Genomic DNA, 15476 nt, shown 5'->3' with positions numbered 1-15476 from the left:
CCTGATCAGATGAGAAGCGCAGTCGGCATTGCCCGGGCCGTTCCGGTACTCGCCAAACTACCCGGCATGATTAAGCCCAGGTCCGCCTCCGCACGAGACTGTATTGCCAAGCGAGTCCAGCAACAGGCCGAAAAACTGCCTCATCATGTGGCAATCACCTTCGAGGGCACAGAATGCACGTGGGATGAGTTCAATCGTGAGGCCAACCGGTTTGCCAGGGCATTGCAGCACGCGGGGGTTGCCCGGGGCGACACCGTCAGCCTATTCATGGAGAACCGGATCGAGTATCTCAGCTGCCTGGTGGCTATCAATAAACTGGGCGCCTGCGCATCACTGATCAACCACAATCTCAGTGGTAAATCGCTCGCCCACTGCCTGACGATCACTGGCTCGCGCTTTTGCATCTTCGGCGAGGAGCGAATTTCTCCCCTGGATCAGCTCACCCACGGCGAGGACCTCGAGGCACTGCGCAGCAGCTTCTATGTGGCGGACCACGGCGCAACGCCCTGCCCGGAGTGGGCAGTGGACCTCGGGGAAGCGGCAGCTGCGCGCGAATCCCACGACCTCGCGGAAACCGAGGATGTGACCATCGCTGACAGTGCACTCAACATTTTCACCTCGGGCACCACTGGGCTGCCAAAAGCCAGTGTGGTCAGCAATAAACGGCTGCTCTTATCGGCAGGTCTCTCCAGTCTTGTGGGCTTGCGCTGCGATGAGCACGACTGCATTTATCTGTGCCTGCCGCTCTACCATGGTACGGGGCTTTTTCTAGGCGCCGGGGCGGCCTTCCTGACGGGTGCGAGCCTGTTCTTGCGGCGCAAATTTTCAGCGACAGCCTTTGTTCCCGAGGTACGTGAAGCCGGGGCAACCTGCTTTATCTATATCGGTGAAATCTGCCGGTACCTGCTCGCGACGCCCGCCCAGGAAGACGACTATGCCACCCCGCTGCGCACGGTCATGGGCAACGGACTCCGCCCGGACATCTGGCATGCGTTCAAGTCACGCTTTGGGATTGATCTGGTCTCGGAGTTTTACGGTTCCAGCGAAGGCAACGTGTCGGCGATCAACCTGTTCAATCGCGACTGTACGATTGGCGCCATCCCCCTGCCTCATGCACTGGTTAAGTACGACGTGGACAACGACGAGATACTGCGTGACGAACAGGGCTATTGTCTTCGCGCCGACGTGGACGAGCCCGGGCTTGCACTGGGCAAAATCACCGCTACCAACCAGTTTGAGGGCTATACCAGCCGCGAGGCGACGGAAGCGAAAATATTGCGCGACGTGTTCAAGCCGGGTGACGCCTGGTTTAACACCGGCGATCTACTCAAACGCGTCGATGTGGGCTTTGCCATGGGTTTACCCCATTATCAATTCGTCGACCGTGTCGGCGACACGTTCCGCTGGAAAGGCGAAAACGTCTCTACCAATGAGGTGGGTGAAATTCTCAATGCGCACAGCGAGGTGCACTTTTGTAATGTGTACGGCGTGGCTGTGCCGGGCACCGACGGTCGTGCGGGGATGGCCGCGCTCATGCTTGAAGAGAACGCCGGCGAGCTGGATCTGGAAAGTTTCTCTACGCTGGTACAGGAACAGCTGCCGGCCTACGCGCGCCCACTGTTCCTCCGAATACTACCCAGCATGGAGACGACCGGCACGTTCAAGATGCTCAAGGGCGAGCTGCGTGATCAGGGTTTTGATCCTGTAAAAGTCGGTGGTGCCGTCTACGTACTCAAGACCGGTAGTCGCCGCTACGAGCCGCTGGACGATACGTTTTTGGCAGAACTGCAGGCGGGCAACAGCGGCTTTTAACGGTTACCACCACTATTGCGACCGCCGCCTCCGGCGCGGGCGCGACGGCGTCTGCGAGGGCGCTGGTTACCTTCATTACTTGCACCTGCACCCGCGGCCCGCTGAGGTCCACCCTTGCTCTTGCCGGCGTGTTTGCCTGGCTTGTGGGCGCGGCGCAGCGGCGCATTCTCCGGCACTTCGTGCTCAGGTTCGAAGCCATCCACATACTCGCGAGTAATATGCCGCTGAATAAGCTGCTGGATACCATTGAGCTGTTTGATCTCATCGGCGCTGACCAATGAGTAGGCCTTGCCCGCCGCGCCAGCTCGGCCGGTGCGGCCAATACGGTGAACATAGTCTTCAGGCACATTGGGTAGGTCGAAATTCACCACCTGAGGCAGCTGGGCAATATCCAGACCGCGGGCCGCGATATCCGTGGCCACCAGTACCCGAACTTTACCGCGCTTAAAGCCCTCCAGGGCACGGGTACGTGCGCCCTGGCTCTTGTTGCCATGGATAGCCGCCGCTTCCAGGCCCGCCTTGTCGAGTTGTTGCGCGAGACGATTCGCGCCGTGCTTGGTGCGGGTAAATACCAGGACCTGCTGCCAGTTATGGTTTTCCACCAGTTCACGCAGCAACGCACTCTTGCGCTTTTTGTCGACCGGGTAAATCCACTGCTCAACGGTATCAGCCGTGGCGTTGGCGGGATTGACCTCCACTTCCACGGGGTTGGATAGAATACTGCCGGTGAGCTCGCGAATTTCCGGCGCGAACGTGGCCGAGAACAACAGGTTTTGGCGCTTGGCGGGAAGCAACTTCAGGATTCGGCGAATGTCGTGGATAAAGCCCATATCCAGCATCCGGTCCGCTTCATCCAGCACCAAAATCTCTAGCTCTGAAAAATCGACCTCACCCTGCCCATGCAGATCCAGCAAGCGGCCCGGCGTGGCCACCAGAATGTCGATCCCGCGACGCAACTTGGCAATCTGGGGGTTGATCTTGACCCCGCCAAACACCACTGCCGATTTCAGCGGCAGATGGGCGCCGTAGGTTTCAACGCTGTCGCCAACCTGGGCAGCCAGTTCCCGCGTGGGGGTCAGCACCAGCGCGCGCAAGCGGTGAGGGTGCACCGGCGCCGTGTCATGCAGGCGATGTAACAGAGGCAACGTAAAGCCCGCGGTCTTGCCGGTACCGGTCTGGGCCGCAGCCATAACATCCCGGCCCGACAGTACAGCGGGGATCGCCTGTGCCTGGATGGGAGAGGGTTTGCTGTAGCCCTTTTCCTGAACGGCCTGAAGCAGCGCAGGGGACAGGCCCAATTGCTCAAATGACATGATTTCTCTTGTTGATAGATGCCGGATACGGCGAGGGCGCGCATCTTACTGTATTGGGGCCTGAATAGATAGCAGCCGGCCCCGCCGTCTCAGGGCAGATTTCGGTCCAGAATGCCCTGCAATTTCACCGCATCATTGCTGAAAATCCACTCCACGCCGCGGTTAAGTTCCCGGAACAGGCTGTTACGCGAGCGGGGAAAGCCCACCCCAATCCGCTGCCCGGCCGCCTCATGCCGCTGCTGCACTGCACTCGACATTAACAGGAAGTGCCCCGCCAGGCCGCAATAGCCTCGCGCCAGGCTCACGGCACTTAAGGACGCGACATTGGTTTCGGCAACGGGGAGCAGTGCGCTCGCTGGCGCAAACGCCGCCAGCGCGAACAGTTCCGGATCCAGGGCCAGAAAGTGATAATCAGTGCCAGGCTGCAGAGGCTGTAAATAGCTCTCCAGAATCGCACGCTGCTCGTCCAACCGGTCAGGATCAAAGGTTTTGATTTCGAGCATGAGATGCGCCTTTCCGGCAAAGGCGTCAATCAACTCCGCGAGGCTCGGCAGTTCTGGCAGTGCCTGGCGCAGCTCGTCAAATGGGGTCGCAGCAACCACCAGTTTGCGGCCGAATACCCGCGCTGTATCGGCGTCATGACAAATAACGGGCACATTGTCCTGGGTCCAGCGAATATCGCACTCAATTCCCCAGACACCGGCAGACCTTGCATGCGAGAAGGCCTTCAGGGTATTTTCATTAACTCGCACATTATCGTGTTCACCTCGATGGGAGATGATCTTGCAATTGCGCAGCGCAGACTCAGCCGGCAGCGACCGCGGCCACAAAGATGCGGCCCGTCCACGAGGCTCATCGCCAGATTCTGTAGTAACTCCTTCAAGCGTAACGTCTCCACGATAGTGCATTTTTCCAGCCATGGATGACCCAACCACCCAGGCAAGGCCTGCCGGCACGCGCGAAGTGCTCGCATGGGCCTTTTATGATTTTGCCAACTCAGGCTACACCACTGTGGTGCTCACCACCATCTACAGCGCCTTTTTTGTGGCGGTGGTTGCCGCGGATCTCGACACCGCCAACCCCGGCACCGCCACCCTGCTCTGGACATTGGGCATTGCAGCGGCAAACCTGATAGTGCTGGTGTCAAGCCCGGTTATCGGCGCCATGGCGGATGTGCGGGCGAGCAAGAAACGCTATCTGCTGTACTCCTCAGTTGCCTGCGTACTCGGCACCGCGGGTCTGGCACTGGCGGGCCCGGGTGAGGCCCCCTTGGCCCTGACGATTTTGATTATTTCCTATATCGCCTTTTCGCTGGGCGAAAGTCTGATCGCGGCTTTTCTTCCGGAGATCGCCAGCAGCGAAAACATGGGACGCATATCAGGCTATGGCTGGGGGCTGGGCTACTTCGGCGGCCTGCTCACGCTCGGCTGCTGCCTTGGGTATATCAACCACGCCACAGCCCAGGAGCAAGGCGCGGAACAATACGTGCCCGTCACCTTACTTTTAACCGCGGTGATATTTGCGGTGACCGCGGCACCGACGTTCGTATGGCTGAGGGAGCGAGCCCGACCCCGTGCCGAGGCCAGCCAATCTTACGTGCGTGCCGCCTTTGCCCAGGTGGCCGACACGCTGCGTCACGCCGCCCATCTACCTGACCTGTTCCGCTTCCTGCTGTGCATCATTTTCTTCCAGGCCGGCGTCTCCACTGTGGTTGTGGTCGCCGCCATTTACGCCCAGGAGGTTATGGGCTTCAGCAGCCAGCGTTTGATCGTACTTATCATGGTCGTTAACTTTACGGCGGCACTGGGTGCTGTCGTTTTCGGCTTTGTCCAGGATCGGCTCGGTTCGGTGCCCAGCCTGGCGGGTGCACTGCTATTGTGGATCGTCGCTATTCTGGTGGCCATGCGCGGTGACAGTGAGGCACTCCTGTGGCTGGCGGGGAACCTAATCGGCCTGGCCATGGGCGCCACCCAGGCGGGAGGACGCGCACTGGTAGGCCAGCTGACGCCCGCCCAGCACAATGGCGAAATGTTCGGTCTGTGGGGACTGGCCAATCGTGCGGCAGCCATTGTGGGCCCCATCAGCTACGGCATAATCACCCGTATTGGCGGCGGCGACCACCAGTTGTCGATGCTCAGCACCCTGGCCTTTTTCCTAGTGGGACTGGCACTGCTGCTCGGTGTCCGCGAAGCGCGAGGGCGCAGCGCAGCGCTCGCCTATACCGCCCGCTCAACGGGTAGTAATGGGGCGCATTAACTGAGAATTGTGATGCGTAGGCCGCTGCGGCTGCACCTGGGGTGGCCGCGGCCGTAGCGGTGGCCTGACAATGGGGTGTTCCGGGTGACCGGGGCGGTAAATGGGCCGATAGTGGTGTCGCCGGTAGTAGCCCCCCGTGTAAACCGGATTGTAAATGTCGTACTCGACCGTTTGTGGTTCGCTATAGGCATCGGTTCGGGCCGCCAGCTCGCGCATCTCGGCCCGGTGTTTCTCCCGGGCCATGCGGTCTTCCGCGAGGCGATCCGTGGTCTCGCGCATGGCTTCCAGGTTTTCCTCATAGACACCGTCAGACTGCGCCACAGGGCTGTCTACCACCAGTGTTTCCACCGCCTCATCGCCACCGGGTGGTGTATCTGAAAAGCTGACCGCTCCGTGCTCGTCCACGGTCTTATACACGGTGGATGTCTGGGCGAAGGCCAGAGATGCCGTCATCAGGCAGGTCACTGCAAGCAGGCGTTTCATCGCGAATTCCTCCCTCGGCCAAGTATAGCCCACAGCCCTGTGACCACACCTAGAGTGTGAGGTTCATCACAGGCAATCGCAAAAAGTCTTGGCCCCGGTCACAGTTTTGACGTCCGCCACTGGCGCCAGCGACAAGGCTGACTAGACTCAGATTTATGGAAACATCGTCTTCCAACCGAATTGATTCGGCCCGCACCGACACCGGCCTGCGCCACGGCGCATCCACCGGTGAACTTGCCACCCTGACCCTTGCAGTGGCGGCGGTTATCGGCCTGAGCAGCTTGCTACTCTAGGCCACCTTTTCCCGGCGATAGCGTTGCAATAGAAACGCCATCTGCACCTTGAATTCACCCAGTGCACTGAGCTGGGCCTTGCTTTCACGCTCTCCCCCGTAGGCATAAGGGGTCATAGCCACCAGGTCTTCCAATAATTCAGGCGCGAGCGTAACCGCAAACTCCACGCTGTCCTGGGATTCCAACACCAGCCCAGGCAGTGCAGCGACCTCCTCGCGGTGTGGGCGAGGCTGGGCATAGAGCTGCTGTCGCAGCTCCCACAAATGCCCCGCAGCCGGGCAGACGTTCAGATACAGGCCACCGGGCGGCAACAATCTGGCCAACTCGGCATCGCTGGCCGGCGCAAATACGGTAAATACGCCATCGAGACTTGCATCAGGCAGCGGCACAGCGAACGCACTGGCCACGGCAAACTTTCCCCGATGGTGAGCCTTGGCAGCTAATCGCACCGCAGGCTTGGCGATATCAATGCCCCACAATGACATGTCCGCCAGGCGTTGCAGCAACACGCCACTGTAATAGCCCTCACCACAGCCCAGATCGAGTACCCGGGGCGACGCTGGTAACCATTCGGCCAGGCGCACCGCAATTTCCTGCGCCAGGGGGCGGTAAACCTCGGCAGCATGCACCCGTTTGCGCGCCTCGATCATCTCGCGATTATCGCCGGGCTCACGGCTGCGCTTGCGATTGGCCGGGAGAAGATTCACATACCCCTCCCTGGCTTCGTCAAAGCAGTGGCCCGCCTCACAGCGATACGTGCGCTCGTGCTTGTGCAAAGTCTGGGCGCAATGTGGACAATTCCAACCCGTCATCAGGCCCACCGGATATCGAACTGACTGAAGTACTTGCTGCGTCCCTCGGCGAGGGGGTCGCCGGAATCACGCTCCGCCACGGCTTGCTTATAGCCGACCTCGCGGGCCCGCTCTTCAAACCATTTGCCTTCCGGCGAGTGACGGGCAAAGCCATCAAACAAGGTCGCAAAGCGCTGGGGGTTGGTCATGCCCATGCTCTCGTACGCTTGATTAACCACCATTTTGCTCATCATCAGCTGATTGCGCGGCACGCCTTTAATCCGATCGCAAAGCGCCTGTACCGCGGCATCCAATTGATCCGCTGGCACCGCCTGATGGACCAGGCCCATAGCTTCAGCGTCCTTTCCGGTCACCGGGTCACCTGTGAACAGCATGCGCTTGGCCTGTTCGATAACCAGCCGATAAACCCACATCATGGTGGTTGGAATACCCCACGCGGCTCGGCGGATAACCGATACGGGCGTCGTCGGCCATAACCAACGGGTCACAGCACAATGCGATATCGCTACCACCCGCTGCCGCTGCACCGTGAATCTTGCCGATAACCGGCTTGTTACAGCGCCAGATACTCATGACGTGCTGGGTGCACTCCCACATGGCCTGGAAATCGGCCGTCTGGTCCCAGGGCATTTCATCCTGGCCACAGGGATGTTCGGCATGCGCCTCGGCGTACTCCTGCAAGTCATAGCCCCCGCAGAAACCCTTTCCTGCGCCCTGCAATACAATGACATGAACGCTGGGGTCTGCCTCGGCGGTATCGATAACGCGGGGCAACTCCCTGGCAAGCTCGAAGGTAATCGCGTTCAACCGCTCGGGGCGATTAAAGGTAATAATGGAAACACGATCACTGACGTCGTAGAGAAAGCACTGAAACTGCGGGGGTTCAGGCATTGGCGATCTCCTCAAAGATTTCGTGCCCGAAACTGTTCGGATAGTCGCGCCAGTAGTACTTGTCCGCGTCGTCCTGCCAATGCTCGTAAATGGACTCCCAGTTTATCTCCGGGACCCGGAAGCCGTGATGCGGATGCAGGTTCGTGGCAAATACCGGCGCGCCGTAATCACAAAAACGTGTGTCTACGCTAATGCGTACAGCGTCTTCATTGGTATTGGGTTCTGCCCGGTGCACCGTACAGGAATTGAATATCAGGACATCGCCCTGCTGGAAATCAGAGACATGCCAATGAGTCTCGTCTGCAAAAATTTCGCACTGCACACCGCCCACGCCCTGAGCCTCAAATACTTCACGGACCCCATGCTTGTGGGACCCCGGCAACACCTTGACCCGCCCCATGGTGGAATCGATGTCGTGCAGCGCCACCCAGACGCCTGCCATGGTCGGCGGCGCGTGATGGGAGTAGGCATCCTGATGCGGAGGTGTCTCGTAGCCACGCATGCGCGGTGTCGCCATGCGCGCCATTTTCACTGGGTAGACAAACACCTCGGGGCCGACGACCCGCGCCATGATATCGTTCATCCAGCGCTGGTGAAAAAAGCGGTGGAAGGATTCCAGCTTCTGGATGCGGGGATAAATCTGGTCCCAGATAGCATCCGTTTCATAAAAGGGCTCTCCCACTAGGCGCGGCGCCTGTCTACCCGCCTCACCTTCCACGTACGGCGCTGCTACCGCCAGGATATCGGCCAGTAGCCTGTTGCAATGCTTGGCAGCCACTGCCTGCTTCAGAAACAGGTAGCCCTCGTCGGCCATGCGTTTCTGCAATACTTCGAGAGGGTCTCCCAGAGAGGACTGGGTAAAATCTGATGCCGTTGTCACAGTTTTTCCTTGGTTTCGTACACCGGCATCCTATCACTGTCAGGCGCCGGGTCGGAGCGTGACGCGAATCTGTATGCAGAAAAGATTAAACCCGCGCCAACTAATGGCGAGGGATTGTACCGCGAAGTGGCCATGACCGGTTGTGCCCTAGCCGCATCCTGCCGTTACAAAGGCGCAACCGACGACGTTCAACTGCGTCTGCAGGCGGTCACCATCGACGAACTGAATGGACTAGAAATGAATCTTGAGCCCTACGATCGGCCCGTGGGTCAGGGTATCGTAAATAAAATGGCCTGCCTGACGCTGGCGCCCTTCTTCATAATCGACCCAGAGACCCTTGTAGGCCAGATCGATCTCCCAGGTATTGTTAAATGCATACTCCACACCCAGACGCGCCGCACCGGTAAAATCCGCCTCGCCAGCGCCGATATCCCCATAGACATAAAACGACCAATCTTCGTTCAACGGTGTGCGATAACGCCCGCCCACAAAGGCGTCGGTCCAACCTGGTTCCGTGCGCAGTGTGAATTGATCCACGGGCCCCGCCGGTGGAGCGACCTTCAACCGCAGCTCATTCTCCCAGTGCCGGGCGCCAAAAATGATATCCCAGGTCTCACCATTGGGGTCGAGCGGAATGCGGTAAATCGCGGCCAGCTCAGTCACAGCTTGTTTCACCCGGACGTCCAGGCGCCCGTCTCTGACGGTCCGGGTATCGCCCTTAAGATCCATCAGCCCGTAGTCAAACCAGATACCCCAGCCGCTGTTGTGTACCGCTTCCGCATGAACCAGCAGGGCCGCATCGAGATTGTCGAGAATGGTATCGAAATCGACATCCACATCGACCTCACCGAACCGCCCAATGGCGGCATCACCGCCAATACTCGTAGCGAGCATGTAGGGCTCGACCATAAACTCCCAATTCTCGCTTGCTGCAGCCAAATCTGACAGACATCCCAATCCGACCACTAGAGCCATTTGCTTGCGAAATTCTTGCATATCTCAATTCTCCCAATTACTCAGGGGTGTTATTGACCCGCAATTAATCACTTCGCGCAGGCCCTGGAACAATTTGAAAAATACCGGCACGAGAGTCGTGCCACCAATAGCAGCCATGATGGCGCCACCAAATACGACAAGCCCCAGCGAGATGCGACTGGCAGCGCCTGCCCCGGATGCAATCCGTCAGTGGGTACGCACCCACAACGAAAGACAACCCCGTCATCATCACCGGCCTGAAGTGCAGCTTTATAGCTTCTACCGTCGCTTCCAGTAGATCCATCTGCTCTGCCTCGCGCAACTGTTTGCCAAACTCCACAATCATAATGACGGTTTTCGAGGCGACCCCGACCAGAAGCACCATGCCAGTTTGCCGGGACATACTTAAAAGCTCCTGGCTGATCACCAAGGTTACCACCGCAACGATATTGGCAGTCGGTATAGAAAAGTATAGACGGCAATCGGTAACTAGCCCGGTGGTGACAACAGCATAAGAAACGACTCACAATGGCCATTCAGACAAACGGCCAGTCTGAGACCGCGCTGCCACCACGAGTCAGATTACAACCCTAAAGAGCAATGACCATGACCCCGGAACTTGAATCGCAAATGCAGCAACTCCTGGACAAAAGAGCTTGCGAAGACGCTATCCGGCGCTACTGCCGCATCCTGGACAGGCTGGACACCGAATGGCAGGCCTCCTGCTACTGGCCCGATGCAGAGGCATCTACGACGGCGGTGCCGAGGACTGGGTGCCACTGGTCATGCAGATTGAGCAGGACTCCATCCACCGCTGGCACGCCTGTAGCGGGGGCATGGTCAGCATTGACGGGCAACGCGCCCACGCCGTGTGCTATGGACTGGCATCGGCCTCAAACCTCGAGCAAGATGGTCGCCTGGCCTGCCGCCTGATCGGCGGCCGCTATCTGGATGAATTGGAAAAACGCGACGACGAATGGCGCATCATCAAAAGGCGTTACATTGCCGATGGGGCCAGGGAATTCGACAATGGGTTGGAAGAACTCGTGACAAGCGGATTCGCCGTGAATGTCCTCAATATCCTCAAACCCGGACACGAGGCCTACCGCCCTCTGTAAACGCACCCACAACAGACCGCACTGAGCACCACCATGTATCGTATCCAGTCCCTGCATATCTACCCACTGAAATCCGGCCGCGGTTTAGCGCGCGATCACATGTCTCTCGATCGGTTCGGTCCCCGCGGTGACCGTCGCTGGATGCTGACCGATGGCCAGGGACGCTTTATTTCTCAGCGCGATGAACCCTCCATAGCACGCCTCAGTGCAGTACCGCATGATTCAGGCATCAAGCTCAGTATCGACGGGCATTCATTGGCCGTGCCTGCACCTGCACCCGGTCACACTGCCCGCGTCAGCATCTGGAGTGACGAGGTAACGGCATGTGACGCAGGTGATGAAGCTGCGCAATGGCTTAGCGAGCAATTTGGTCGCAGCCTGAGGCTGGTTTATATGGGCGAGGAATGTCAGCGCCGCGTCGATACCGAGTACGCCCACCGTGGTGAAACGGTCAGCTTTGCCGATGGCTTTCCGCTGCTCCTGGTGTCTGCTGCGTCACTGGAGACATTGAACAGCCGCCTGACCCAGCCCGTAACGCTGGATCGATTTCGCCCCAATCTGGTCGTAGCGGGCTGTGAAGCACACGCCGAAGACGAGTGGCGGCGCATTCGCATAGGATCCGTTGAGTTCGATCTCGCCAAACCCTGCTCGCGCTGCGCAGTGCCGTCACTGGATCAAATGACGGGTGAAAAACACCCGGAGATACTGCGCGCGCTTGCCAGTTATCGTCGCGGTGCTGATCGGCAGGTCTATTTTGGGCAGAATCTGGTCTATGCGTCGGGCGGGGAGATTGCCGTGGGGGATGCAGTGGAGGTGTTGGAGGCTCGCTGAGCCCCTACCTTTAAAACCGCGCCGGGTGTTTCACCATCTGCTGAGGGCACTCCCACATGGCCTGAAAATCAGCCTTCTAGTGCGGGCGCATTTCATCCTGTCCTCAAGGGTGCTCCTCATGTGTATCTGCGCGCTCCTGCACATGGTAACCGCCGCAGCATCCCTCGCCGACCCCTGCATAACAATGAGAGGGACATCGGCATCAGCTGCTGCCACATATATCGCGCGCGGCAGTTCACGAGCCAGCTCTAAGGTGATGGCGTTGAATCTCTCAGGGCGATTGAACGTAATGGTCGCGACGCGATCATTAACCGGGTAGATGGAACTATTGAGTGCCACTGATGCAGCCATTGGCGATCACGGCAAATATCGCTTGGCCAAAGCTATCGGGGCAGTATCGGCCGTGATGCTTGCCGTCGTCACCGTGCCAATGCTTGTAAATGGACTCCCAAATGATTCCCGGCACCCTGAAGCCGAGGCGCGGGTGCACGGCGTGGCGATGCGGGCCATCTTCACCGGATAGACAAATAACTCGGGGCCTGCCACCCGTAACATGATGTCGAGCATCCAGTGTTGGTAAAAAAACGCTGAAAATATTTGAGTATCGAGACCGCCGGGTAGATCTCATCTCAGGTAACCGTCTTTTAGAAATTGGCTCACCAATCAGTCGCAGTGCACGGGCCGCGTCTCAACTGCAATGGGGTTTTCAGACCTTGAGGATATCTGCCAACAAGCCGATGCAATGCTCCGGCACGTTTTAATAGCAGATAGTCGCTCTCCGCCAAGCGTGCCCGCAATTGTTGGAGCGGGTCTTACAGCGACGACCGCATAAATTCAGAGGATGTAATCACAGTACTTTCTTAAGGTCATCTGTGAGCATCCCGCCATTGATGGCCATAAGCCGAGGATGTGATCCGACCGACGCTCTCTCAAAAAAAATGGCTACTAAAACTTCACGTAATTGTAACCAACAAATCTCATGATCTTATCAGATTACTGAATAGAGCAAATTTTCTATCTCCATCATGAGGTAAACCCCATGCGTCGCATGCGAGCATTCGGCCTACTTGTATTTTGTTTACTCTTGCTCCTGACATCGGCTTCCAGAGCCCAGGATTCACTGGTCCTCAGCGGCCTGTCTGTCTATACCGACACTGCGCGGGATATTTACCTGGCGGGACTATTCAGCTCTAGAGGGGTAACTCCGAGTGCGGATTCAGACAGCGCCATGGCCATGGAATACAGGATCGAAACACGTCGAATCTCTACCCGAGGCTACTTTGGAACGCTGTTGCTTCAGGCTGAAATGGGCTCTGAGCAGCGCACACCGGGCACCGTCATTGAAGTGATTGAGCAGATAAAAGCACGCGTCCAAGGCTCCTTTCTGCGCGGTGACAGCATCGTTATACGACGTGACGACGAAGGCAATACGCAATTCGCGCTTAACGGCACATCACTGCTCGTCGCGACGGGGACCGAGACCTTCGATTTCTTTGTCCAGGGTTGGCTGGGAAGCAACGCTTCCAGCCTGTTGCGTGATCGGCTGTTGGCTAACGAGATGGATGCCGCCCTCGCAGAGCGCTTCGATGCTCTACTCCCCAGTGCGGAGAGAGTAGAGACGGTTGCCGCCTGGGGGAAAACTGGGTCGAGCAGTCGCAAGGACACAGACGAATCGAAACTCAACTTAGCAGAGGCCATCGTTCAAACCGACACAACATCGGGAGTTAAGTTCGATCTAATCATAGAGCCTCCCGCGGCCTCTATACCTGAGCCGGAACCAGAGCGCGCAGTCCCTGTGTCGATGCCTGCGCCAGCGCTATCGCCGGTCGGCACGCCAATTGAGCCTGTGATAGTCACGTCCGCGCAATTCGACACTTCCCAGGCCAAGCCAACTGTCGAAGTCACACGGGCAACATCAGCCAACCAAACAATTACGACAGAGCTGGAACCGAGTACCTCCGCTGACAGCGCCGAAAGAGTGTCGGACGACCGCGAATATCAGCGGGAGCTCAGCGACTACATGGCACTCACCGTGCAGAAAGTATTCACTAATGTCGAATACCCCCGGCGCGCACTCAAACGACAACTGCAGGGCGAGGTATCCATCGTGGCTTCAGTCAGTGCCGATGGCACACTCTTCGACACCTTTATAGAAAACTCATCAGGCTATCCCATGCTCGACCGGGCGGCCGTTAGAGCCGTTGAGAAAGCCGCCCCCTTTCCCCAGCTTTCCAGAGTGGCGCTGGAAGAATTCGCTACCGCTGGGGGCGGCAGCTACGAGTTGCCAATCCCTATCAACTTCGCGATTCGGGACAACCGGTAGGTGCAAACCTAGAAATGGATCTTGATGCCGACGGTGGCTGCCATGATGGTGCCACCAAACACGGTCATACCCAGCAAGGTGTCGCACGAATTCAACAACGGCCTCGAAGAATTACAGAGCAGCGGCTTTATGGTGAACGTGTTCAACGTCATGCTGGGAGATCACCCTGCCTATCGGCGTCTATAAACAGCGGCGCGTTTGCTAAAACTTTTTCTGCACTACACGGCGACACTTTGGATACAGTTCAAGCCTTGCGCCTAGTCCGCAGACCGAGCACCACTGCTACTGCGAGAATCACAGCAGTACCTGACAACGCGGGCACCATCATACTCCCGAATACAGCGTCCGTCGCAAAAAGGTCAGGATAGCCGGACTGCCAGAACACCCAGTCCGAACCCAGAGTTGTGGCCAGAGAGGACTGCCCGGACACCAGGATAACCAATGCGTCGCCGCTCTCAGGATTCAACCTCGCCGCTGTGTTGATCGCCGGGTCGTTCGCGCCATCGTGGCCGAAAATGAAATCACCATTACCCGTAGGTGCATACAGGATGGTTCCCAGCCCCCAGATATCAAACCCCAAGCTGCGACCGAGGGGAGCGCGCATCGATTTTGCGAATTCAGGACTGAGTGGCGCGCTCGCCGCCGTGGAACCAATGTGCGCCAGGACGAATTTCGCCATGTCTGCACTGGACGTCACCATGCCGGTGGCGGCGCTCGATGCATACTGGAAACCCACTTGTCTGGCGCCATCCGTGTCCAGGGATCCGGCACTATTGGTGTAGGTATCAATGGCTCGGTAGCCCGAGCGGGTCATTTCAAGCGGATCCAGCACGGTTGCCTGCACAAAGTCTTCAAATGACTGACCGGAGACCTCTTCCACCAATAACTCGAGCAATAGATAACTCCCGCCGGAGTAATTCCACTCAGTGCCAGGCTCAATGTTGACCCGGATTTGCACCGGCTCGCCAGTGGACGCGCGCGGGTTGCTCAGTTCATCCTCGAGTTCTGGCAGGGTCTCGTCGGCGGTATAGTCGCCGAACCCGAGACCGTCGGTAAACCCGGCAGTGTGACTGAGCAAGCGGCGAATAGTGACAGCTTCGTTCGCGAATTCACTGGCAGGCAACTGCCAGCGAGTCAGGTAGTTCCCGACCGGGGCGTCGAGATCTGCGCGGCCATCGGCCACCAGGGCCATCATGGCGTAAGCGGCGAGCCATTTACTCATTGAGGCTGCAGCAAAGACTGTGTCGCGATCGACATCGCCCTCTGGCCCAGCGTGAAATTCGTGCACGATGGCACCGCGCTCAATCATCACTAGCGACGTCGCACCGCGGTTGGTGTCCCCAATCGTCTCTACGGCGTAATCGAAGAACGCCCGGGTATCCTCTTCCGCCACGACAGGATTCATCCACAATCCACTAAAGGCTGAGTAAGCGACAAAGGCCAGCCATGCGATGACCGCCAGTGCGGTGGTAGCTATGACTTTCAACAT

17 protein-coding genes and 1 pseudogene are annotated in these 15476 nt (G+C 58.2%); 8 read left to right on the top strand and 10 right to left on the bottom strand.

Annotated elements, in window-relative coordinates:
• The first annotated feature begins 9 nt into the window (after positions 1-9).
• Complete coding sequence (locus tag BST95_RS09320; RefSeq protein ID WP_084199035.1) at positions 10-1812, top strand: long-chain-acyl-CoA synthetase; 1803 nt, start codon at positions 10-12, stop codon at positions 1810-1812.
• Here BST95_RS09320 and BST95_RS09315 read toward each other — a convergent pair.
• Both BST95_RS09315 and BST95_RS09310 read right to left on the bottom strand, forming a co-directional pair.
• Complete coding sequence (locus BST95_RS09315) at positions 1809-3125, bottom strand: DEAD/DEAH box helicase (RefSeq protein WP_084199034.1); 1317 nt, start codon at positions 3123-3125, stop codon at positions 1809-1811. The genes BST95_RS09320 and BST95_RS09315 overlap by 4 nt on opposite strands.
• 89 nt (positions 3126-3214) lie before the next feature.
• Complete coding sequence (locus BST95_RS09310) at positions 3215-4033, bottom strand: glycerophosphodiester phosphodiesterase (RefSeq protein WP_276205936.1); 819 nt, start codon at positions 4031-4033, stop codon at positions 3215-3217.
• A 10-nt stretch (positions 4034-4043) separates the two neighbouring features.
• On the opposite strand from BST95_RS09310, the gene BST95_RS09305 reads away from it, so the two are divergent.
• Positions 4044-5381: an MFS transporter gene (locus BST95_RS09305; protein ID WP_084199032.1), complete on the top strand. Its 1338-nt coding sequence runs from the start codon at positions 4044-4046 to the stop codon at positions 5379-5381.
• On the opposite strand, the gene BST95_RS09300 is transcribed toward BST95_RS09305, so the two are convergent.
• On the bottom strand, positions 5355-5864 hold the full coding sequence (locus tag BST95_RS09300; protein ID WP_084199031.1) for a DUF4124 domain-containing protein: 510 nt from the start codon (positions 5862-5864) through the stop codon (positions 5355-5357). The genes BST95_RS09305 and BST95_RS09300 overlap by 27 nt on opposite strands.
• A gap of 155 nt (positions 5865-6019) precedes the next feature.
• Between BST95_RS09300 and BST95_RS19695 the strand changes: the two genes are divergently transcribed.
• Positions 6020-6157: a hypothetical protein gene (locus tag BST95_RS19695; protein WP_157114475.1), complete on the top strand. Its 138-nt coding sequence runs from the start codon at positions 6020-6022 to the stop codon at positions 6155-6157.
• Here BST95_RS19695 and BST95_RS09295 read toward each other — a convergent pair.
• From BST95_RS09295 to BST95_RS09275, 6 genes are all read right to left on the bottom strand, one after another.
• Entirely contained in the window at positions 6154-6969 is an 816-nt protein-coding gene (locus BST95_RS09295; RefSeq protein WP_066049168.1) for a putative RNA methyltransferase, read from the bottom strand. The genes BST95_RS19695 and BST95_RS09295 overlap by 4 nt on opposite strands.
• Positions 6969-7343 (bottom strand): enoyl-CoA hydratase-related protein, encoded by a 375-nt coding sequence (locus BST95_RS20955; RefSeq protein WP_268244992.1) that lies wholly within the window; start codon positions 7341-7343, stop codon positions 6969-6971. The genes BST95_RS09295 and BST95_RS20955 overlap by 1 nt, the downstream gene beginning before the upstream one ends.
• Positions 7327-7860 (bottom strand): enoyl-CoA hydratase-related protein, encoded by a 534-nt coding sequence (locus tag BST95_RS20950; RefSeq protein ID WP_205737359.1) that lies wholly within the window; start codon positions 7858-7860, stop codon positions 7327-7329. Before BST95_RS20950 ends, BST95_RS20955 begins: the two co-directional genes overlap by 17 nt.
• Positions 7853-8740, bottom strand: a complete 888-nt coding sequence (locus BST95_RS09285; protein WP_084199029.1) for a phytanoyl-CoA dioxygenase family protein — start codon at positions 8738-8740, stop codon at positions 7853-7855. Before BST95_RS09285 ends, BST95_RS20950 begins: the two co-directional genes overlap by 8 nt.
• 231 nt (positions 8741-8971) lie before the next feature.
• On the bottom strand, positions 8972-9736 hold the full coding sequence (locus BST95_RS09280; RefSeq protein ID WP_084199028.1) for a hypothetical protein: 765 nt from the start codon (positions 9734-9736) through the stop codon (positions 8972-8974).
• Positions 9737-9779: 43 nt separating this feature from the next.
• Positions 9780-10178: an efflux RND transporter permease subunit gene (locus tag BST95_RS09275; protein ID WP_084199027.1), complete on the bottom strand. Its 399-nt coding sequence runs from the start codon at positions 10176-10178 to the stop codon at positions 9780-9782.
• Positions 10179-10315: 137 nt separating this feature from the next.
• Here BST95_RS09275 and BST95_RS21350 point away from each other — a divergent pair.
• The 5 genes and pseudogenes from BST95_RS21350 to BST95_RS19690 form a co-directional block, all read left to right on the top strand.
• Positions 10316-10417 (top strand): annotated as a pseudogene (locus BST95_RS21350) (hypothetical protein); the annotation flags it as partial.
• An 8-nt stretch (positions 10418-10425) separates the two neighbouring features.
• Positions 10426-10833, top strand: coding sequence for a nuclear transport factor 2 family protein (locus BST95_RS09265; RefSeq protein ID WP_084199026.1), 408 nt, complete (start codon positions 10426-10428; stop codon positions 10831-10833).
• A gap of 33 nt (positions 10834-10866) precedes the next feature.
• Positions 10867-11664 carry an MOSC domain-containing protein gene (locus tag BST95_RS09260; RefSeq protein WP_084199025.1) on the top strand — a complete coding sequence of 266 codons (798 nt, stop codon included), beginning with the start codon at positions 10867-10869 and terminating at the stop codon, positions 11662-11664.
• A 1084-nt stretch (positions 11665-12748) separates the two neighbouring features.
• Complete coding sequence (locus BST95_RS09250; protein WP_169843898.1) at positions 12749-13987, top strand: energy transducer TonB; 1239 nt, start codon at positions 12749-12751, stop codon at positions 13985-13987.
• Between the two features lie 21 nt (positions 13988-14008).
• Positions 14009-14173 carry a hypothetical protein gene (locus tag BST95_RS19690; protein ID WP_180962018.1) on the top strand — a complete coding sequence of 55 codons (165 nt, stop codon included), beginning with the start codon at positions 14009-14011 and terminating at the stop codon, positions 14171-14173.
• Positions 14174-14231: 58 nt separating this feature from the next.
• Here BST95_RS19690 and BST95_RS09245 read toward each other — a convergent pair whose 3' ends face one another.
• Complete coding sequence (locus tag BST95_RS09245; protein ID WP_084199022.1) at positions 14232-15476, bottom strand: serine hydrolase domain-containing protein; 1245 nt, start codon at positions 15474-15476, stop codon at positions 14232-14234.

The sequence above is a fragment of the Halioglobus japonicus genome (assembly GCF_001983995.1).
In the GTDB taxonomy this organism is placed as follows: Bacteria; Pseudomonadota; Gammaproteobacteria; order Pseudomonadales; family Halieaceae; genus Halioglobus; species Halioglobus japonicus.
Note: the sequence above shows the minus strand (reverse complement) of the source record. Positions and strands in the feature narration are given on the sequence as shown.

Bases quoted from the DNA above. Each gene is read 5' to 3' on its own strand.
- BST95_RS09320 (WP_084199035.1), top strand. From the start codon at position 10: ATGAGAAGCGCAGTCGGCATTGCCCGGGCCGTTCCGGTACTCGCCAAA.
- BST95_RS09295 (WP_066049168.1), bottom strand. From the start codon at position 6,969: ATGACGGGTTGGAATTGTCCACATTGCGCCCAGACTTTGCACAAGCAC.
- BST95_RS20955 (WP_268244992.1), bottom strand. From the start codon at position 7,343: ATGCTGTTCACAGGTGACCCGGTGACCGGAAAGGACGCTGAAGCTATG.
- BST95_RS20950 (WP_205737359.1), bottom strand. From the start codon at position 7,860: ATGCCTGAACCCCCGCAGTTTCAGTGCTTTCTCTACGACGTCAGTGAT.
- BST95_RS09300 (WP_084199031.1), bottom strand. From the start codon at position 5,864: ATGAAACGCCTGCTTGCAGTGACCTGCCTGATGACGGCATCTCTGGCC.
- BST95_RS09265 (WP_084199026.1), top strand. From the start codon at position 10,426: ATGGCAGGCCTCCTGCTACTGGCCCGATGCAGAGGCATCTACGACGGC.
- BST95_RS09280 (WP_084199028.1), bottom strand. From the start codon at position 9,736: ATGCAAGAATTTCGCAAGCAAATGGCTCTAGTGGTCGGATTGGGATGT.
- BST95_RS09310 (WP_276205936.1), bottom strand. From the start codon at position 4,033: ATGCACTATCGTGGAGACGTTACGCTTGAAGGAGTTACTACAGAATCT.
- BST95_RS09315 (WP_084199034.1), bottom strand. From the start codon at position 3,125: ATGTCATTTGAGCAATTGGGCCTGTCCCCTGCGCTGCTTCAGGCCGTT.
- BST95_RS09305 (WP_084199032.1), top strand. From the start codon at position 4,044: ATGGATGACCCAACCACCCAGGCAAGGCCTGCCGGCACGCGCGAAGTG.
- BST95_RS09260 (WP_084199025.1), top strand. From the start codon at position 10,867: ATGTATCGTATCCAGTCCCTGCATATCTACCCACTGAAATCCGGCCGC.
- BST95_RS19695 (WP_157114475.1), top strand. From the start codon at position 6,020: ATGGAAACATCGTCTTCCAACCGAATTGATTCGGCCCGCACCGACACC.
- BST95_RS09245 (WP_084199022.1), bottom strand. From the start codon at position 15,476: ATGTTGAAAGTCATAGCTACCACCGCACTGGCGGTCATCGCATGGCTG.